Raw genomic sequence first — 19,715 nt, forward strand, 5'->3', positions numbered from 1 at the left:
GGCGACGACGGCCTGATGCGGATGCCCGCCGGCGCCGACCCCGCGCCGCCAGCCGCCGGCAACGTCCTGACCGCCGGCGCGCTGGAATCCAGCAACGTCGACGCGACGTCGATGCTGGTTTCGATGATCCAGCTCTCCCGCCAGTTCGAGATGCAGGTACGGGTCTTGCAGAGCGGTGACGAGAGCGCCCGTGCCAGCAATTCCCTGCTGTCCTCGCGCTGACTTTTTGACTGACACCGGAGGTACCCCGCCATGACCCAGGCTCTGTGGATCGCCAAGACCGGCCTCGATGCGCAGCAGACGCGCATGGCGGTCATCTCCAACAACCTCGCCAATACGAACACCACCGGCTTCAAGCGCGACCGCGCCAGCTTCGAGGACCTGCTGTACCAGACCGTCCGCCAGCCCGGCGGCGCGTCCAGCGAGCAGACCCAGCTGCCGTCCGGCCTGTCGACCGGAACCGGCGTGCGCGTCGCCGCGACCGCCAAGCAGTTCACCCAGGGCAACCTGTCGCAGACGGGCAACGCGCTGGACGTGGCGATCAACGGCCGCGGCTTCTTCGAGGTGCTGATGCCCGACGGCAGCCCCGCCTATACGCGTGACGGCAGCTTCCAGATCAACGCCAACGGCGAACTGGTGACCAACTCCGGTTACCCGGTGCAACCCGGCTTGCAGTTCCCCGAGGGCGCGCAGAGCGTGACCATCGCCGCCGACGGCACCGTCAGCGTGCAGGTGGCTGGCGAGCCCGAGGCGGTGCAGGTCGGCGCACTGACCCTAGCCGACTTCGTCAATCCCGCCGGCCTGCAGGCCAAGGGCGGCAACCTCTTCGTGGAAACCGGCGCCAGCGGCCCGGCCCAGGTCGGCGGTCCCGGCACCGGCGGCATCGGCCTGCTGGCGCAGGGCTCGCTGGAGTCGTCCAACGTCAACACGGTGGAAGAGCTCGTGTCGATGATCGAGACCCAGCGCGCCTACGAGACCAACGCCAAGGCGATCTCCACGGTCGACCAGATGCTCGGCTTCCTCAACCAGAACCTGTGACCATGACGCGCCTGATCCTCGCCGCCCTGCTGCTTCCCCTCGCCGGCTGCGCCAGCATCGTCGGCGACGTCCGGCCCTTCGAACCCATGACGCCGCAGGCCGCGGGCGCGGCAGTCGGCGCGGCCGCGGCGGTCACGACGGCCACTGGCGCCGTTGCCGCGATGCCGGCAAGCGGCTCGATCTACGCCGCCAGCGGCGCCGGCCAGAGCCGCGGCCTGAGCCTGTTCGAGGACAACAAGGCCCGCTATCCCGGCGACCTGCTGACCATCGTGCTGGTCGAGTCGACGTCGGCGCGCTCGGTCGCGCAGACCTCGGTCACCAAGGACTCGGGCATGAGCCTGGGCGCCCCGGTCATCGCCGGCGTGCCGGTCACCTACAAGGGCCAGTCGATCCTGCAGGCCGAGGTCGAGGCCGGTCGCGACTTCGCCGGCGCCGGCAACTCGACCCAGAGCAACCGGCTGGACGGCGAAATCACCGTCACCGTCGTGGAGCAGCTGGGCAACGGCAACCTGCTGGTGGCCGGCGAGAAACGCATGCGCCTGAACCAGGGCGACGAGCTGGTGCAGGTTCAAGGAATCGTGCGCAGCGCCGATATCGGTCCCGACAACCGCATCACCTCCGACCGCGTCGGCAATGCCCGGATCGTCTATGGCGGTCGCGGCACGCTGGCGCGCTCCAACGCGATGGGCTGGCTTGGCCGGTTCTTCAACTCCGCCGCCTTCCCTTACTGACAGCACGCCGAGACCCACTCCATGCGCCTGCTCATCGCCCTCATCGTCTCGTTCGGCCTGGCGCTCGCCAGCCCACCGGCCGCAGCCGAACGCATCAAGGACCTGGCCCAGGTGGCCGGCGTCCGCGGCAACCCGCTGGTCGGCTACGGCCTGGTGGTCGGCCTGGACGGTAGCGGCGACCGCACCAGCCAGACGCCGTTCACCGTGCAGAGCCTGAAGACCATGCTCGACCAGCTCGGCGTCAGCATCCCACCGGGGGTCAACCCGCAGCTCAAGAACGTCGCGGCCGTCGCGATCCACGCCGAACTGCCGCCGCACGCCAAGCCCGGGCAGACCATCGACATCACCGTCAGTTCGATCGGCAACGCCGGTTCGCTGCGCGGTGGCAGCCTGCTGATGGCGCCGCTGAAGGGCGCCGACGGCCAGGTCTATGCGATCGCGCAGGGCAGCCTGATGGTCAGTGGCTTCGGCGCGTCCGGCCGGGACGGTTCGCGGATCTCGGTCAACGCACCCAATTCCGGCACCATCCCCAACGGCGCGGTGGTCGAGCGTGCGGTGCCGGGGGCGGCGCCGGGTGGGTCGGTCACGCTGAACCTGCACGAGTTCGACTTCACCACCGCCGCGCGCATCGTCTCGGCGATCGACGCGGCGTTCGGCCCCGGCCGCGCGCACGCGGTGGACGGCGTCACCATCGAGGTCGCGCCGCCGGCCGGCGACCGCATCGCGTTCCTGTCGCGACTGGAAAGCCTGGAGATCAGCCCGGGCACGGCCCCGTCCAAGGTCATCGTCAATGCCCGCACCGGCACCGTGGTGATGGGCGGCGAGGTCAGCGTGCTGCCGGCCGCGGTGTCGCACGGCTCGCTGACCGTCTCGGTGGTCGAAGGCAGCCAGATCAGCCAGCCCGCACCGTTCGGTAACGGTGCCACGGTGGTCGCGCCGCAGTCGTCCATCGAGGTGACCGAGTCCGGCAACCGGATGTTCGTGCTGCAGGGCGCATCGCTGCAGGCCATCGTGCAGGCGGTCAACGCCGTCGGCGCCGCGCCGGGCGACATCGTCGCGATCCTGGAAGCGCTCAAGCGCGCCGGTGCCCTGCGCGCCGAGCTCGAGGTGATCTGAGCCACGGCCATGCACCTGCAATCCGCTACCGCGATGCCACTCGACGCAGCCGGGCCCCCACGGGAACGGCTGCGCGAGGCTGCGCGCGAGCTGGAGACGCAGTTCGCACAGATGATGCTCAAGTCGATGCGCAGCACGAGCTTCGGCGACCCGATGCTGGGCGACAACACGACCTATCGCGAGATGCATGACCAGCAGCTCGCCAAGGAGCTGGCGAAGGGCCAGGGGCTCGGACTGTCACCGATGATCGTGCGCCAGCTCGAGCGCGACCAGGGCGGCGGCACGGTCGAGGCGACGTTCAACAGCGTGCCCGGCGGCCTGCCGCTCACCCGCGAACTGCCGATGGCGATGCCGCTGTCCGCCTCGCCGCAAACCATGACCGGATTGCCGTCGGCGGGCGCTGGCGGGCTCACGCTGGCACCGACCCGCAGCGGCGTCTCGCTCGGCGCATTCGCACCGCTACCGGCACCGGCCGTCGCACCGCCGGTAGACCATGGCGCGTACGACAGGCCCGCCGACCCGAGCGCCAGGCTCGATTCCAGCAGTCCCGAGGCGTTCGTAAGGTCGATCTGGCCGCATGCGCAGCGCACGGCCGCCGAGCTCGGTGTGCCGGCAAAGGCCCTCGTCGCGCAGGCCGCGCTTGAGACCGGCTGGGGCCGGCGCCTGGTCGGCGGCGACGGTTCGCACAACCTGTTCGGGATCAAGGCCACCGGCTGGAACGGAGCGAAGGTCGCGTCGGCCACGCACGAGTTCATCGGCGGCGTACGGCAGAACCAGCGTGACGATTTCCGCGCGTACGGGTCGATCCACGAAAGCTTCCAGGACTACGCCCGGCTGATGCGCAAGCAGCGCTACTCCGGTGCGCTGGCCGCCGGTGACGACACCCGCGGCTTCGCCAGCGCGCTGCAACGCGCCGGCTACGCGACCGATCCGTCGTACGCGGCCAAGATCACCGCGATCGCCAATGGTCCGACGCTCGAACGTGCGCTGTCGGGCCTCGACACCGGCCGCGACCAGGCCGTCGCCCGCGCCGCGCCTGCACGCGATACCCCCACATCCGCCTACGCCGCCGCTCCCGGCGCCACACCGCGAGGATGACCATGAGCGGCATGCTGTCCACCGGTAGTTCCGCCCTGCTCGCCTTCCAGCGCGCGCTTGCCACCGTCGGCAACAACGTCGCCAATGCCGCGACGCCCGGCTACAGCCGCCAGCGCGTCGAGATGGAGTCGCGCCCGGGCGAGACGCTCGGCGCCGGCACCGTCGGCGGCGGCGTCAACGTCGCCCGCCTGCAGCGGCTGGCGGACGGTCTCGTGTTCGCGCGCCAGGTCGACAGCAGCGGCGAACTCGGCCGCCTGCAGCAGCTCTCGTCGCTGTCCTCGCGCGTCGACAGCCTGATGTCGGACTCCGCCACCAGCCTGGGCGCGCCGTGGTCCGCGTTCTTCGCCGCCGCCGAGGGCGTTGTGGCAGAACCGACCTCCACGTCCGCGCGGAGCCAGCTGCTCGCCTCGGGCGAACAGCTCGCCGCGCGCTGGCGATCGATGGATGCGCAGATGGCGACCATCGGTGACGAGGTCGACGTGCGCATCGAGTCGCAGGTGGCCGCCGCCAACAAGTACGCCAGCGAGATCGCTTCGCTCAACCAGCAGATCGTGGCCGCCGGTGGCAATGCCACGCCCGGCCTGCTCGACCAGCGCGCGGCGCGGATCGAGAAGCTCGCTGCGCTGGTCGGCGCCGAAACGGTCGAGCAGGACAACGGCGCCGTCAACGTGTTCACCGGCGGTGGCCAGGCCATGGTGCTCGGCAACAAGGCGATGGCGCTGTCGACCGCGCCCGACCCGTTCCGCCCCGATCGCCTGCAGCTCGCGCTCGACAGCCCCAATGGCGCGGTGCCGCTGCCGGCGTCCGCGGTGAGCGGCGAGATCGGCGGCCTGCTCGAGTTCCGCGGCCGCGTGCTCGACCCGATGCGGGCCGAGCTTGGCCGGGTGGCGGTCGCCTTCGCCGACAGCTTCAACCAGGCCCAGCGCGCCGGCGTGGATTACAACGGCGCCCCGGGTAGCGACATGTTCGCGTTGCCGGCACCGCGGGTCGACCGGCACGCGGCCAACACCGGCAGCGCCACCCTGCAGGCGGGCATCGGCGATGTCGGCGCGCTCAAGGGCCACGACCTGGTGCTGCGCTTTGAAGGCGGCAGCTGGAGCGCGACCCGCGCGGGCAGCAGCGAGTCCGTGCCGATGACCGGCAGCGGCACCGCGGCCGACCCGCTGGTGGTCGACGGTGTCGAGCTGGTGGTCGGCGGCACGCCGGCCAACGGCGACCGCTTCTCACTGCGCCCCACCTCAGGCGCGGCTGGCGGGTTGCAGGTGGTGCTCGATGACCCGCTCGGCGGCGCCGCGGCCCGCCCGCTGCAGGCCAGCGCCGACCCCGCCAACATTGGCAACGCGACCGGCGGCGCGGCCCGCATCACCGACGCCGCGACGTTCGCCGGTTTCGCCGGCGCCACGGTCGAGTTCATCGATTCGACCCAGTACACCGTCGACGGCGCCGGTCCGTTCGCCTGGACCGCCGGCACGCCGGTGGCCGGCGATGGCTGGTCGCTCGCACTGGACGGCACGCCGGCCGCGGGGGACCGCTTCAACCTCGCGCGCACCCCGCCGCGTTCGTCCGACAACGGCAACGCACGCGGGCTGGCGGCAATCGACACCGAGGGCGTGCTCGACGGCGGCAGCGTCGGTCTCACGGCCGGACTGTCGCAACTCACCGGCCGCGCCGGCAGCGAAGCACGCCACGCCGGCCTCAGCCTGGAAGCTCAGGACGCGATCCACGCCCAGGTGATCGCCGAGCGCGAGTCGGTGTCGGGCGTGAACCTCGACGAGGAAGCCGCCGACCTGCTGCGTTACCAGCAGGCCTACCAGGCCGCCGCGCAGATCATCAAGACCGCCGACGACATGTTCCAGACCCTGCTCGGCGCGGTGCGCTGAGGCCGAACCCGGAGCGCCGCATGAGACTTTCCACCGCGCAGATCCACAACCAGGGCCTGCAGGGCATGTTGCAGAAGCAGCAGGCCATGGCGAAAACCCAGCAGCAGATGACCACCGGCAGCAAGCTGGTCACCGCCGCCGACGACCCGGCCGCGTTCTCCAACGCGCAACGGCTCGATCATGCCGTGTCCTCGCTAGAGCAGTTCGACAAGAGCAGCGGCCACCTGGAGCGCCGGCTGGGCCTGCAGGAGAACGCGCTGGCGGACGCCGGCGACCAGCTGGTCCGCGCGCGGGAGCTGGTGATCCGCGCCAACACTCCCACGCTGTCGGGCCAGGACCGCCGGCTGATCGCGATCGAGATGCGCCAGTTGCGTGCCGAGATGATCGCGATCGGCAACCGCGGCGACGGTGCCGGCCGCGCGCTGTTCGCGGGCACGCGCGACGGCGTGGTGCCGTTTGCCGACAACGGCGGCACCGTGACCTATGCCGGCGACGCCGGCCGCAATGACGTCGACGTCGCACCCGACCTAGCGGTCGCCGACACCGATCCGGGCAGCGCGCTGTTCCTCCGCGTGCCCACTGGTGACGGCATCGTGCGCGGCAGCGCCGGCGCATCCAACACCGGCACGGTGCTGCTGGCCTCGGCCAGCGTGACCGACCACGCCAGCTGGAACGGCGCTGGCGTCACCGTCGAATTCACCGGAAGCGACCAGTACCGCGTGCTCGATGCAGGCGGTGCCGAGATCGGCACCGGCCAATGGCAGAGCGGCCAGACCATCACCGCCGGCGGCGTGCAGATGGAACTGCGCGGCGAGCCGGTGGCCGGCGACCGCTTCACGGTCGAGCGCGCCAGCGAACGCGACATCTTCGCCACCCTCGACGGCCTGGCCGACGCACTGGAAGCCCCCGACGGCAGCCCCGCGGACAACGCACGCCGCACCAACCTGTTGACCGCAGGACTTGGCGACCTGGCCACCGCGCAGGAGCACCTGCTGGCGGCACGCGCGGACACCGGCGCACGTCTGTCCACGCTCGACCACGCCGCCGAGAGCCGCAGCGCCACCGCACTCGCACTGGAAAGCACGCTGTCGGACCTGCGTGACACCGACTACGCCGAGGCAGCCAGCCGCTTCGCGATGCAGCTCACCGCTCTGCAGGCCGCGCAGCAGGTGACGGTGCGCATCCAGGGCCTGTCGCTGTTCAACCGCCTGTAGCGGAAAAAAAGCGCGAAAGCGCTAAAGCTTGACAAGACACCGCCGATACCTTTCTCAGCAGCGGACAGGACCGGATCACGGCAAGCCCCTGCGACGCCACCCGGCGCGAAACGCCGGACTTCCGAATCCAGGAGACCTTCAAATGTCTGTCATCAACACCAACGTGATGTCGCTCAATGCGCAGCGCAACCTGACTGCCAACAGCGCCGACCTCGGCACCACCATCCAGCGCCTGTCGTCGGGCCTGCGCATCAACAGCGCCAAGGACGACGCTGCCGGCCTCGCCATCTCCGAGCGCTTCACCACCCAGATCCGCGGCATGGACCAGGCCGCCCGCAACGCCAACGACGGCATCTCGCTGGCGCAGACCGCCGAAGGCGCGCTGGGCGAGATCGGCAACAACCTGCAGCGCATCCGCGAGCTGGCCGTGCAGTCGCGCAACGCCACCAACTCGACTGACGACCGCGCCGCCCTGCAGAAGGAAGTCGACCAGCTGATGTCGGAGATCGACCGCGTCGCCGACACCACCAACTTCAACGGCACCAAACTGCTGAACGGCGACTTCACCGCGCAGTCGTTCCAGGTCGGCGCCAACCAGGGTGAGACGATCGACATCGCCGCCATCGCCGATGCCAACATCGACGCACTGGGCACTTGGACCGAGCCGAGCACCACGACCTACAGTCAGACCCAGACTGCCGCTGTCACCACGCCTGCAGATGCGGCGTCGTTCCAGGTCAACGGGTCGACGATCAGCATTGCCGCCAACGCCGCCAATACGACGAGCGCACTGGCCCTGGCTGAGCTGAAGACTGCCTTTGATACCGCGAAGGCGGACACCGCCAACAACCCCGGCTTGGCCAACGTGACCATGGCAGCCGACGGCACCATCACCTCCACTGATGAAACGCTGACCGTGGGTACGCTGACCAACGTGACTGGCCTTGCGACGGCAGACGGTACGGCCACCGTTACCCCAGGCGCATCCCACACCGGTTTCGCCGACCTCGACATCTCCACCGCAGAAGGTGCGGACAACGCCATGCTCGCCATGGACGCCGCCCTGAAGGCCGTCAACGACGCCCGCGCCGACCTCGGTGCCGTGCAGAACCGCTTCTCCTCGGTGGTTACCAACCTGCAGACCGGTTCGGAGAACCTTTCCGCTGCCCGCAGCCGGATCATGGACGCCGACTACGCCAAGGAGACCGCCAACCTGTCGCGCACGCAGATCCTGCAGCAGGCCGGTACCGCGATGCTGGCGCAGGCCAACCAGTCGTCGCAGAGCGTGCTCAGCCTGCTGCGCTGATCGACCGCAGTACCACGGGAGATCCTCGTCTCTCCGGAACCGGCCAGTGGCACTGCCCTGGCCGGTTTTTTGTTGCCTGGCCGCCGGTGCGCCGGCGCGGCGGCACTAAAGCCCCACCTCGCGCGGCCGTTACCAATAACAAGGCAAGGCGCGGCGTTAACCGGCGTCAACAACCCGGCGGAACGGTTCTTGCCACGGCATTCTGGATCGTTCCTTCCAGCACCCGCGCCAACCCGTCCAACCGCTCCAGGAGGCAGCAGTGGCATCGTTCTCAAGCCCAGGCATCGGTTCCGGCCTCGACGTGCACAAGATGGTGACCCAGCTGGTCGCCGCCGAGCGCGCGCCGTCGGACAACCGCATCGACCGCTTCGAGTCGACCACCCAGTCGCAGATCTCCGCGTTCGGCAAGATCAACAGCGCGCTGTCGGGGCTGCGCGATGCGCTGGCCAAGTTCGACGGCGAAGGCGCGTCGCCCGGTCGCAAGGTCAGCGTCGCCGAGGGGGCCGGCTTCACCGCCACTGCCGGCGCCAGGGCCTCGCTCGGCCAGTACGACGTCACCGTCGAGCGCCTGGCCAGCACCCACAAGCTGCAGTCCGCTCCGCTCGCGTCCGACACGCAGCTTGGCCACGGCACGCTGACCATCAGCGTCGGCGACGGCGACCCCGTCGCGGTTTCCATCCCCGAGGGCGAGGGCTCGCTGTCCGACATTCGCGATGCCATCAACAAGCAGGCCGGTGCCCATGGCGTCAGTGCCACCCTCGTGCGCGGCGACGCGGGCGACGTGCTCGTGCTCTCCTCCACCACCACCGGCACCGAAGGGCGCCTGCAGGTCACTGCCGACGGCGGGGACGGCGGCCTGGGCGCGCTGGCCACCTCCGGCGGCACGATGACGGTGGTCGATCCCGGGAACGACGCGCTGGTGACCGTCGACGGCATCAGCCGCACCAGCAGCACCAACCGCATCGACGACCTCATCGACGGGGTCACCCTCGACCTGACCAAAGCCTCGCCCGGCGAGGCGTCCAGCCTCGAGCTGAAGTCCGACCCGAGCACGCTCAAGGCCGGCCTGCTGGGCGTGATCAGCGCCTACAACACCGCGCTGTCGCAGTTGCGTACCCAGAGCGCTGCCGGCAGCGAAGACGTACCCGGCGCCGCACTCAGCGGTGACGCCGCCCCGCGTGGAATCACCCAGTCGCTGCGCGGCTTCGTCAGCCAGAACTATGCCGAGCTGGCCGCGCTGGGCTTCGAGACAAAGGTCGACGGCTCGCTCAGCCTGGACGGCGCCACCTTCGACAAGGCGGTTGCGGAGGATCCGCAGGCGGTCCAGCGCCTGCTCGGCGACGAGGGCTCACTGCGGGGGCCGCTGGCCGGCGCGCTCAAGTCCTGGCTCGGCGACGATGGGATGATCAGCGACCGCACCGAAGCGCTGCAATCGCGCATGGAGCGTCTCGAAAGCGACCGCCTCGCGCTCGACCGCCGCATGGAAAAGGTCGAGGCCAACTACCTGCGGCAGTTCACCGCGCTCGACGCGATGGTCGCGCAGATGAGCTCGGTCAGTTCCTTCCTATCCCAGCAGCTCGCCACGCTGCCGTCCTACTCGCAGAGCTCCTGACATGCATAGCGCCCGCGCCTTCGCCAACCAGTACCGCCAGACCGGCGCCAGCAGCGCCATCCTCGACGCCAGCCCGCACCAGCTGGTCACGCTGATGCTCGGTGGCGCGCGCGAGCGCGTGCAGCTGGCGATGGCCTGCCTGCAGCGCGGCGACCTCGCCCGCAAGGCACAGGCGATCAGCTCGGCCAGCGGCATCATCGGCGGGCTCAACAGCACCCTCGACATGAAGGCCGGCGGCGAGATCGCCGAGGGCCTGCACGCGTTGTACGACTACTTCCAGCGCCGCCTGCTGGAGGCCAACGGCAACAACGATGCCGCGCCGCTGGCCGAGGTCGACGAACTGCTCGGCGACATCGAGCAGGCCTGGCGCGCGATCGACCCGGCGGCGCCCGCGCCGGTGGACGGCACCCAATGATCCCGGCGCTGCCGATCGCACGCGTGCGCGCCGCGCTCGATGCCGGCGAGTTCGACCGCGCCTCGGCGCTGCTCAAGGAGCACGAGCGCGAGGTCCGCGCGGCAATCGCCACCGAGCCACCGGATTCGCGCAGCCGCGACACCTGGCTGACCCTGCTGCACGCCCAGCGCGAGCTGGTCGAACACCTGCAGGCCGCACGCTCCAATGCGGGCTCCGCCCTGCAACGCCTGCGCGAGAGCCACCGCGGCGCGGCCGCCTACAAGGCCACCGGCCGGTGAACGCCGACAGCGCCCGGCACGAGGTCTTCGGCGACTCGCTCGCCTGCGAGGAGGTTCGCCCGGCGGCGTTCATCCCCGGACCCCTGTCGCCCGCCGCGGCGCGCACCGCCTGCCTGCGTGGCGAAAGCCTGTTGCGCTCGCTGGCGGTGGTCGAGGACAGCCGCGGCGACGAGACCGACGAGCACGGCGCGTCCGACGTGGTCCTGCACCGCATCGAGGCCAAGCTCGACCTGCTGACCGCGCTGGTGGCCAGCCGCTTCGCCGAGCACTTCGACCCGCGGCGTCCGCTGCGCTGGTCATCGCTGGGCGCGTGCCTGGAAGTCGACGACGCGGTCGCGCCCGGCACCGGCGGCGCGCTGCGCGTGCAGCCGTCGGACTGGCTGCCCGAAACCCTGTTGCTGCCGGCGACGGTGGTCGCGAGCGTCGCCCATGGCCGCGGCCAGCAACTGTGGCTGCGCTTCGGCCCGCTGACGCCGGCACTGGAGTCGGCGCTGGCACGGCACCTGTTCCGCGTTCACCGCCGCGCCATCGCCGAAAGCCGCCGGGTGCGGTAGGCGGGAGGTCGCCCGCAGGCATCCCGTAGGAGCGACGGAAGTCGCGACCCACTGACCACGCCTGTGCATCGCGGACAACGCCAATCCCGACTCGCGCTGCCCCCCCACCCCCCCCTCCCGGGCCTTCACCCGAGCCGATTGCCAGCGGGTCGCGACTTACGCCGCTCCTACGTCCGCTCCTACAAAAGCGCGGGGCGCTCGGCTAAGGTGACCGGGCGCATATTCCAAACAGGGACACCCTCCACGTGCGGGTACTGATCTGCGACGACCACACCCTGATCCGTGCGGGCCTGCGCCGGCTGATCGAGTCGTTCGACGGCATCGAGGTGGTGGCCGAGGCCGCAGGCGCGGACGAGGCGGTGATCCGCGCCGGCGAGGCGCTGCCCGACGTCGTCCTGCTCGACCTGTCGATGCCCGGCCGCAACGGCTTCGAGGCCATGGCCGAACTGCACCGCACCTGCCCCGGCTGCGCGGTGGTGATCATGTCCATGCACGACGACGCCAGCCACGTGCGCGAGGCGCTCGCGCGGGGCGCCAAGGGCTTCGTGGTGAAGGAGGCGGCGCCGGCCGAGCTGGAGATCGCGCTGCGCGCGGCCTTTGCCGGGCGCACCTTCCTCAGTCCGCAGGTCTCGGCGCCGCAACTGGCCACCACGCGTGCGCAGGCCAACGGCCAAGGCGGCGTGCATGCCCTGCCGCCGCGCCAGCGCGAGATCCTGGCGGCCATCGGGGCCGGCCACAGCACTAAGCAGATCGCCGCCGACCTGGGCATCAGCGTCAAGACGGTGGAAACCCATCGTGCCCGCCTGATGGACGCGCTGGGCTGCCGCAACGCGGTCGAACTGCTGCGCACCGCGATGCGGATCCGGGGCGATCTGTAGGCGGCGGGGCCAATCCGGACCTGCGTCGCATTCCGTGAAAGCCGTTTTTGCCGCCGAACGTGACCGGCGTGCCGGAAAGACGGCGCCTGTGTAAGAAAATCCCCTACGCGGCTCGGGGAAACCCCGGGCGATGACGGGTTCACCCCGATGCGATCGCCGTCGCCCCTCCTGCACGATTCATGCCGCAGCCGGTTTCGAACCGGCGGGGGAGCGGGATCGGAATGGAAGGGGATCTGAAGTGAAGACCAGCGTCAGGGCGCAGCTTGCGCAGGGGGTCAATCTCACGCCGCAGTTGCTGCAGTCGATCCGGCTGCTGCAGCTGACCGCGCCGCAGCTCGAACTGGAGTTGCGGCAGGCACTGGACCGCAACCCCATGCTCGAGACCGAGGACGACGACGAGGTCGGCGAGACCGATGCCATCGACGGCACGGCCGAAGCCGAGCTCGAGGCCGCCGCCTGGGACGAGCTGCCCGACCCGGCCTACCTGTCCGGCGGGGGCGTGACGGGCGCCGACGACGATGCCTGCGCCCGCATCGCCGCCGGCGAGTCCAGCGATTGGCGCGTGCGGTTGCTGCAGGAACTGGCGTACGACTGGACCGCCGACGCGCTGCGCATCGCGCAGTGGTGGCTGGACCGTTGCGACGAACTGGGCATGCTGGAGGGCGAGCCGGTGGCGCTGGCGCGCGAGGGGGCCGCCGCGCTGGGGAGCACCGCCGAAGCACTGGAAGCCGTCCGGCAGCGCCTGCTGCAGGGCGTCTGGACCGGGGTCGCCGCCGCAAGCGCGGCCGAATGCCTGCTCGCTCAGCTGGCCGCGCACCCGGCAAGCCCGGAACGCGCACTGGCCGAGCGCATGGTGGCCGAGCAGATCCACGCACTGGCGGCGCACGACACCGCCACCCTCGCCCGCGTGTTGCAGGCCGACGTCGACGCCGTGGCCGCCGCCACCGCGTTGGTGCTGTCCCTGCGACCGTCGGCGGTCGAACCGCCCGCGGCCGAGGACGAAGGCCATGTCATTCCCGACGTCACCGTCCGCTTCCTCGGTGGCCAGTGGCGCGTGGCGCTCAACGGCCGGGCCACCCCGCGTATCCGCATCGCCGCCCACTGCGAACAGGCACTGGCCCACGCGCCGGGCGACCAGAGCGTGTTGCGCGGGCTGCTCGACGAGGCGCGCTGGCTGGTCCGCGGCGTCGCCATGCGCAACGACACCCTGCTGCGCACCGTGCAGGTGCTGGTGGAGCGCCAGCGTGGCTTCCTGGAGCGCGGCGAGGAGGCGATCGCACCGCTGACCCTGCGCGAGGTCGCCGACGCGATCGGCATGCACGAGTCCACCGTGTCGCGCATCACCAGCGGCAAGTACATCCAGACCCCGCGCGGCACGTTCGAGCTCAAGCGGCTGTTCGCCGTGCGGCTGGAGGGCGCGGAGGTCTCCGGCGCGGCGGTCAGGGCGATGGTCAAGCGCCTGATCGACGCCGAACCGCCCCACGCACCGCTGGCCGACGACGTGATCGCCGGCCTGCTCGCCCGCCGCGGCGTCCGCATCGCGCGGCGCACGGTGGCAAAGTACCGGGACCAGCTGTCGATCCCGTCCGCGCGCCAGCGCTGCAAGCCGGCCCTCGCGGCCTGATCCGGAGACACCCATGAGCACCGTGAGACTGTTGCTGGTCGACGACCACGAAGGCTTCATCAACGCAGCGATGCGCCACCTGCGCCGGATCGACTGGCTCGACATCGTCGGCTCGGCCGGCAACGGCATCGAGGCGATCGCCCAGTGCGAGGCGCTGCGTCCCGACGCGGTGCTGATGGACCTGGCGATGCCCGAAATGGGCGGGCTGCAGGCCACGCGCCTGATCAAGGCGCAGGACAACCCGCCCTACATCGTCATCGCCAGCCACTTCGACGACGCCGAGCACCGCGAGCACGCCCTGCGTGCCGGCGCGGACGCGTTCGTCAGCAAGCTGTCCTACATCCACGACGTGGTCCCGCTGCTGGAGGCGCTCGTCGCCAGCCGCACGGCGACCGACCAGGCGTAAGCGGCGATGAGCGAATCCCGCATCCTCGTCGTCGAGCGCGACATGGACCGCGCCGAGCACGTGGCGACGCTGCTGGAGTTCATGGACTTCACCCCGCGCATCGTCACCGAGGCCTCGGACGTCGACCTGAAAAAGGCGCGCGCCAGCGACTGGGTGGCCGTTGTGGTGGGCGACGTCGGCGATGGCACCGATTGGCAGGCCTTCGTCGACTGGCTCGGCGCGCAGCCGCTGCACCCGCCGTTGCTGGTGCTGCCGGGCCACGCGCCCGACGCTGCCTGGCGCGCGGGCCTGCATCCCGAGACCCAGTGGCCGCTGGACTACCCGCTGCGCCGGGTGCAGTTGCAGGAAGCCCTGCGCCGCGCCAGCCTGAAGCGCATCGACGAGGACGAGCGCCGCGAGCAGTCCGCCGGTGGCGGTCCTACCGGCCGCAGCCCAGCCGTGCTCGAGCTCTCGCGCATGATCGACCAGGTGGCGCCGTTCGATACCACCGTGCTGATCCTCGGCGAGTCCGGGACCGGCAAGGAGGTCGCCGCACGCGCGGTCCACCAGCGCTCCAGGCGTGCGAACAAGCCGTTCGTGGCGATCAACTGCGGCGCGATCCCGCCGGACCTGCTCGAGAGCGAACTGTTCGGCCACGAGAAGGGCGCCTTCACCGGCGCGCTGACCCAGCGCAAGGGCCGCTTCGAGATGGCCGAGGGCGGCACCCTGCTGCTCGACGAGATCGGCGACATGCCGATGCCGATGCAGGTCAAGCTGCTGCGCGTGCTGCAGGAACGCACGTTCGAGCGCGTCGGCGGCACCACCCTGATCCACTGCGACGTGCGCGTGGTCGCCGCGACCCACCGCAACCTCGAGGCGCACATCCACGAGGGCAAGTTCCGCGAGGACCTGTTCTACCGCCTCAACGTGTTCCCGATCGAGATGCCGCCGCTGCGCGAGCGCGTCAGCGACCTGCCCGACCTGATCGCCGCCATCACCCGGCAGCTGGCCGACAGCGGCCGCGGGCGGGTCAGCCTGGCCGCCAGCGCGGTCGCCGCCCTGGCCCACTACGACTGGCCGGGCAACGTGCGCGAGCTGAGCAACCTGCTGGAGCGGCTGGCCGTGCTGCACCCGTCCGGCAACGTGCGCGCGGCCGACCTGCCGGCGCGCTACCGCGCCGCGATGCCGGAAGGCCTCGAGGACGAACTGCCGGCCGCCGCCCCGATGACGGAGTCGCGGGCGGCAGACCCGGCCGCGTATTCGCCCACCGCCACCCTGCCCGCCGAAGGCCTGGACCTGCGCAGCCACATCGCCGAGATCGAGCTGGAGCTGATTCGCGCCGCGCTGCAGCAGGCCGACGGCGTCGTTGCGCACGCCGCGCCGCTGCTGGGCCTGCGCCGCACCACCCTGGTCGAGAAGCTGCGCAAGTACGGCATCGAGCGGGACTGAGACCCCGGCACCCGGGCGCGCCGGCGGCGCGACGGGTTCCCGGCGCATCCGTGGCACGCGGCTTGCCTATGAACAGGCAGACCCGCTGAACGCGCAAGCCACGCAATGACCGACGCGATTTCATCGATCCTTTCCCAGATCCGCGCCCACGAGATGCGCGCGCGCGGCCCGCTGGCCGACGCGCCCGCCGGCACCGCGATCAACCCGCAGGCCCTGCGCCCGGATGGCGTCGACCGCGCGACCGGCGTCCAGGCACCGGGCTTCAGCCAGACCCTCAACAACGCGCTCGACAACGTCAGCCGGGTGCAACACGAGTCGGCCGAACTGCAGAAGGCCTTCGAAATGGGCGACCCGCGCGCCGACCTGGCGCGGGTGATGGTGGCGATGCAGCAGTCGTCGGTCGCGTTCAAGGCGACCGCCGAGGTGCGCAACCGGCTGGTGCAGTCCTACCAGGACGTCATGAACATGCCGATCTGACGGCCATGCCCGCCAGACATCCGTCGTTCCCACGGAATGACCTGCCGCACCCTTTGAGACCGTACCGATGAGCGTCATCGAACTGCCCAAGAACGCCGCCAGCAACCTGCGCAACCTCGGCCCGCTGCAGGACATCCCCGCGGTGCGCCAGCTCGGCCTGTTCGCGCTGGTCGCGGCGGTGATCGCGCTCGGGCTGTGGCTGTTCTTCTGGACCCAGAAGCCGGACTACGTGCCGGTGTTCGCCGGCCTGGACGCACGCTCCACCGCCGAGGCGTCCGACCTGCTGCGCACCGCCCAGATCCCCTACCGGATCGATTCGGGCAGCGGCGCGCTGTCGGTGGAGTCCGACCAGATCGGCAAGGCGCGGCTGGCGCTGGCGGCCGCGGGGTTGCCGGCCGCCGAGGGTGGCGGCTTCGAGATGCTGCAGGGCGACCAGGGCTTCGGCACCAGCCAGTTCGTCGAAAACGCGCGCTACCAGCACGCGCTGGAAACCGAACTGGCTCGCACCATCGCCAACCTGCGTCCGGTGCGCGAGGCGCGCGTGCACTTGGCGCTGCCCAAGCCGAGCGCGTTCACCCGCCAGAAGGAGCCCGCCAGTGCATCGGTGGTGCTGCACCTGCGCAGCGGCAGCGTGCTCGAGCCGGGCCAGGTCGCGGCAATCGAGCACCTGGTCGCCTCCAGCGTGCCGCAGATGCCGTCCGACAACGTCACCGTGGTCGACCAGTTCGGCCGCATGCTGTCCAACGACAACCCCGACAGCGAGTCGGCGCTGACCGCGCAGCGCTTCGAGCAGCAGCGCCGCGCCGAGGCGGTCTATGTACAGCGCATCCAGGAATTGCTGGAACCGCTGGCCGGCCCGGGCCGGGTGAGTGCGCAGGTCAGCATCGACATGAATTTTGCCGAGACCGAGCAGGCCAGCGAGACCTACGGTCCCGACCCGGCGATGATCCGCAGCGAGCAGGTCTCCGAGTCCGGCGACCTGGCGGCACTGGCCGGGCCGCAGGGTGTTCCGGGCAGTGCCAGCAACAACCCCGACACCGCCACGGCCGCCGCCGCTGCCGCCGCACCTGCCGCCGCGGGCGGTGGCGGCACCGGCGCGCGCACGGCAGTACGCAACTACGAAATCGACCGCACGCTGACCCATACCCGCCAGGGGCCCGGCCAGATCACCCGCGTCACCGCGGCGGTGCTGGTCGACAACGTCCCGCAGGCTGGTGCCGATGGCAAGACCACCCAGCGCGCGCTCACCGACACCGAGCTGGCGAGGATCGAGACGCTGGTGCAGCAGGCGATCGGCTACAACGCCACCCGCGGCGACATGGTGTCGGTGGTCAACGCGCCGTTCGCCCGTGGCGATGCGCTGGACGCGCCGGAAGCCCCGCCGTTCTGGCAGCACCCGCGTGCACGCGAACTGCTGCGCATCGGCCTGGGCGGGCTGGCGGTGCTGGTGCTGATCCTCACCGTGCTGCGCCCGGCCTTCCGCCAGTTGCTGGCGCCGAAGGTGCCGCAGACGGCGACGGTCACCGTGCTGCCCGATGACGAGGAGATCCCGGTGACGCTGTCGGCCCCGGCCGAGAAGCCGCGCCCGCAACCGCGCGTCACGGCCGAGGCGGCGCTGAACTTCGACGAGAAACTGCAGGTCGCCAAGACGGCGGTCAGCAACGACCCCAAGCGGGTCGCCAACGTGGTGCGCAACTGGGTGGAATCCGATGGCTGATCCGAACCAGCAGGCGACCAGCCGCAAGCTCGACGCCCTCAGCGGCACCCAGCGCGCCGCGGTGGTGCTGCTCTCGCTGGGCGAGAGCCAGGCGGCCGAGGTGCTCAAGCACATGAGCGCGAAGGAAGTGCAGAAGCTCGGCCTTGCGATGACCTCGGTGGGCGGCATCTCGCATGACTCGGTCGCCCAGGTGTTCGACGACTTCGTCGACGTGCTGGCCCAGCCCGGCGCGCTCGGCTCGGCCGACGACTACATCCGCGCGGTGCTGACCCAGGCGCTCGGCGAGGAGCGCGCCAGCAGCCTGATCGACCGCATCCTGGCCGGCCGCAACACCTCCGGGCTGGACACGCTGAAGTGGATGGAGCCGCGCGCGATCGCCGACCTGGTCCGCAACGAGCACCCGCAGATCATCGCCATCGTCCTGTCGCACCTGGACCCCGACCAGGCCGCCGATGTCATCAAGGTGCTGCCCGAGCGCGTCCGCCCGGACGTGCTGGTGCGCATCGCCACGCTCGATGGGATCCCGCCCAACGCGCTCAACGAACTCAACGACGTCATGGCGCGGCAGTTCTCCGGCAGCCAGAACATCAAGTCGTCGTCGGTCGGCGGCATCAAGGTCGCGGCCAATATCCTCAACTTCATGGACTCCGGCCAGGACGAGGTGATCCTGGGCAGCATCGGCGAGATCGACGACGCGCTCGGCACCCGCATCCGCGACCTGATGTTCGTGTTCGACAACCTTGCCGAGATCGACGACCGCGCGATCCAGACCGTGCTCCGCGACATTCCGTCCGACAAGCTGGCGGTCGCGCTGCGCGGCGCCGACCCGCGGGTGCGCGAGAAGATCACCACCAACATGTCGCAGCGCGCGGCCGAGATCCTGCTGGAGGACATGGAGGCGCGCGGCCCGGTGCGACTGGCCGAGGTCGAAGCCGCCCAGAAGGAGATCCTCGCCACGGTCCGCAAGATGGCCGATGACGGCACCATCCAACTCGCCGCCAAGGCCGAGGCGTTCGTATGAGTGAGACGGCCCTGCACGCGCGCTTCGCCGACGCGGACGCATCGGGCGCGGTGCGCTGGACCGCGCCGGGGCTGGCCTACGTCGAGCCGGAACCGCTGCCGCCGCCACCAAGCGTGGAAGACCTGCAGGCGCTCGAACGCGCCGCGCATGACGAAGGCTACGCGGCCGGCCACGCCGAGGGCCTGGCCGCCGGCCAGGTCGAGATGCGCCGGCAACTCGCGCGCATCGAAGGCATCCTCGACGGTTTCACCCGCCCGCTGGCCCGCCTCGACGGTGAAGTGGCGGACGCGCNTGGCCGCCGGCCAGGTCGAGATGCGCCGGCAACTCGCGCGCATCGAAGGCATCCTCGACGGTTTCACCCGCCCGCTGGCCCGCCTCGACGGTGAAGTGGCGGACGCGCTCGGCGACCTGGCGGTGCGCATCGCCGGCGCCCTACTCGGCCGCAGCTACGTTGCCGACCCCACCCTGCTGGCCGACCTGGTGCGCGAGGCGCTCGACGCCGTCGGCACCAGCTCGCGCGAGGTCGAACTGCGCCTGCATCCCGACGACCTGGGCGTGCTCGCGCCGCACCTGGCCGGCCTCAGCGGCGTGCGCCTGACCGCCGACTCCGCGCTGGCCCGCGGCGAACTGCGACTGCACAGCGAGAGCATGCGCATCGACGGCACCCTCGCCGCGCGGTTGCAGGCCTGCCTGGATGCCTTCGTCAACACACCGGTGACGGAGCCGCGCACATGACCACCGTCGCCGCCGAACACTGGGAAGAAGCCCGCAACCTGCGACTGGCGGCACGGCTGGCCGCATCCGGTGCGCAGCCGCCGTCGCTCGGCCTGGCCCGCGAGGGCGTGCTCCGCCGCGCGGTCGGCCTGACGCTGGAGGCATCGGGCTGCTCGGCGCCGCTGGGCTCGCGCTGCCGGGTCGAGAC

19 protein-coding genes and 2 pseudogenes are annotated in these 19,715 nt (G+C 70.9%); all 21 read left to right on the forward strand.

Going from position 1 to position 19,715, the window contains the following annotated elements; genetic code table 11:
• Window positions 1-222, forward strand: a 222-nt coding sequence (locus ACKVMH_RS08640; protein ID WP_412699983.1) for a flagellar basal body rod C-terminal domain-containing protein, incomplete at its 5' end; no start/stop codon positions are given.
• A gap of 30 nt (window positions 223-252) precedes the next feature.
• Complete coding sequence (flgG, locus tag ACKVMH_RS08645) at window positions 253-1,038, forward strand: flagellar basal-body rod protein FlgG (RefSeq protein ID WP_036207477.1); 786 nt, start codon at window positions 253-255, stop codon at window positions 1,036-1,038.
• Window positions 1,039-1,040: 2 nt separating this feature from the next.
• Window positions 1,041-1,769, forward strand: a complete 729-nt coding sequence (locus tag ACKVMH_RS08650; protein WP_412699984.1) for a flagellar basal body L-ring protein FlgH — start codon at window positions 1,041-1,043, stop codon at window positions 1,767-1,769.
• A gap of 21 nt (window positions 1,770-1,790) precedes the next feature.
• Window positions 1,791-2,885: a flagellar basal body P-ring protein FlgI gene (locus ACKVMH_RS08655; RefSeq protein WP_412699985.1), complete on the forward strand. Its 1,095-nt coding sequence runs from the start codon at window positions 1,791-1,793 to the stop codon at window positions 2,883-2,885.
• A gap of 9 nt (window positions 2,886-2,894) precedes the next feature.
• On the forward strand, window positions 2,895-3,983 hold the full coding sequence (gene flgJ / locus ACKVMH_RS08660; protein WP_412699986.1) for a flagellar assembly peptidoglycan hydrolase FlgJ: 1,089 nt from the start codon (window positions 2,895-2,897) through the stop codon (window positions 3,981-3,983).
• A 2-nt stretch (window positions 3,984-3,985) separates the two neighbouring features.
• On the forward strand, window positions 3,986-5,863 hold the full coding sequence (gene flgK, locus ACKVMH_RS08665; RefSeq protein WP_412699987.1) for a flagellar hook-associated protein FlgK: 1,878 nt from the start codon (window positions 3,986-3,988) through the stop codon (window positions 5,861-5,863).
• A gap of 20 nt (window positions 5,864-5,883) precedes the next feature.
• Complete coding sequence (gene flgL / locus ACKVMH_RS08670; RefSeq protein ID WP_412699988.1) at window positions 5,884-7,077, forward strand: flagellar hook-associated protein FlgL; 1,194 nt, start codon at window positions 5,884-5,886, stop codon at window positions 7,075-7,077.
• Window positions 7,078-7,219: 142 nt separating this feature from the next.
• Entirely contained in the window at window positions 7,220-8,383 is a 1,164-nt protein-coding gene (locus ACKVMH_RS08675) for a flagellin (protein WP_412699989.1), read from the forward strand.
• Between the two features lie 259 nt (window positions 8,384-8,642).
• Window positions 8,643-9,995, forward strand: a complete 1,353-nt coding sequence (fliD, locus tag ACKVMH_RS08680; protein WP_412699990.1) for a flagellar filament capping protein FliD — start codon at window positions 8,643-8,645, stop codon at window positions 9,993-9,995.
• 1 nt (window position 9,996) lies between these two features.
• Window positions 9,997-10,410 (forward strand): flagellar export chaperone FliS, encoded by a 414-nt coding sequence (gene fliS, locus ACKVMH_RS08685; RefSeq protein WP_412699991.1) that lies wholly within the window; start codon window positions 9,997-9,999, stop codon window positions 10,408-10,410.
• Window positions 10,407-10,688, forward strand: a complete 282-nt coding sequence (locus tag ACKVMH_RS08690; protein ID WP_412699992.1) for a hypothetical protein — start codon at window positions 10,407-10,409, stop codon at window positions 10,686-10,688. Before fliS ends, ACKVMH_RS08690 begins: the two co-directional genes overlap by 4 nt.
• Window positions 10,685-11,242: a PilZ domain-containing protein gene (locus ACKVMH_RS08695; RefSeq protein WP_412699993.1), complete on the forward strand. Its 558-nt coding sequence runs from the start codon at window positions 10,685-10,687 to the stop codon at window positions 11,240-11,242. The genes ACKVMH_RS08690 and ACKVMH_RS08695 overlap by 4 nt, the downstream gene beginning before the upstream one ends.
• Window positions 11,243-11,487: 245 nt before the next feature.
• The gene (locus ACKVMH_RS08700) at window positions 11,488-12,120 is read left to right on the forward strand and encodes a response regulator transcription factor (protein ID WP_215219654.1); all 633 of its coding nucleotides are present in this window, start codon (window positions 11,488-11,490) and stop codon (window positions 12,118-12,120) included.
• Between the two features lie 238 nt (window positions 12,121-12,358).
• The gene (rpoN, locus tag ACKVMH_RS08705; protein WP_412699994.1) at window positions 12,359-13,744 is read left to right on the forward strand and encodes an RNA polymerase factor sigma-54; all 1,386 of its coding nucleotides are present in this window, start codon (window positions 12,359-12,361) and stop codon (window positions 13,742-13,744) included.
• Between the two features lie 13 nt (window positions 13,745-13,757).
• Window positions 13,758-14,150: a response regulator gene (locus ACKVMH_RS08710; protein ID WP_215219652.1), complete on the forward strand. Its 393-nt coding sequence runs from the start codon at window positions 13,758-13,760 to the stop codon at window positions 14,148-14,150.
• A gap of 6 nt (window positions 14,151-14,156) precedes the next feature.
• Window positions 14,157-15,578 carry a sigma-54 dependent transcriptional regulator gene (locus tag ACKVMH_RS08715; RefSeq protein WP_412699995.1) on the forward strand — a complete coding sequence of 474 codons (1,422 nt, stop codon included), beginning with the start codon at window positions 14,157-14,159 and terminating at the stop codon, window positions 15,576-15,578.
• Window positions 15,579-15,683: 105 nt separating this feature from the next.
• On the forward strand, window positions 15,684-16,055 hold the full coding sequence (fliE, locus tag ACKVMH_RS08720; protein ID WP_412699996.1) for a flagellar hook-basal body complex protein FliE: 372 nt from the start codon (window positions 15,684-15,686) through the stop codon (window positions 16,053-16,055).
• Window positions 16,056-16,122: 67 nt separating this feature from the next.
• On the forward strand, window positions 16,123-17,772 hold the full coding sequence (fliF, locus tag ACKVMH_RS08725) for a flagellar basal-body MS-ring/collar protein FliF (protein WP_412699997.1): 1,650 nt from the start codon (window positions 16,123-16,125) through the stop codon (window positions 17,770-17,772).
• Window positions 17,765-18,793 (forward strand): flagellar motor switch protein FliG, encoded by a 1,029-nt coding sequence (fliG, locus tag ACKVMH_RS08730; protein ID WP_215219648.1) that lies wholly within the window; start codon window positions 17,765-17,767, stop codon window positions 18,791-18,793. Before fliF ends, fliG begins: the two co-directional genes overlap by 8 nt.
• 327 nt (window positions 18,794-19,120) lie before the next feature.
• A pseudogene (locus tag ACKVMH_RS08735) lies at window positions 19,121-19,489 on the forward strand (FliH/SctL family protein); the annotation flags it as partial.
• A gap of 35 nt (window positions 19,490-19,524) precedes the next feature.
• Window positions 19,525-19,715, forward strand: a pseudogene (locus ACKVMH_RS08740) (flagellum-specific ATP synthase FliI); the annotation flags it as partial.

Source organism: Lysobacter zhanggongensis (assembly GCF_046638635.1).
Classification (GTDB): domain Bacteria; phylum Pseudomonadota; class Gammaproteobacteria; order Xanthomonadales; family Xanthomonadaceae; genus Novilysobacter; species Novilysobacter luteus.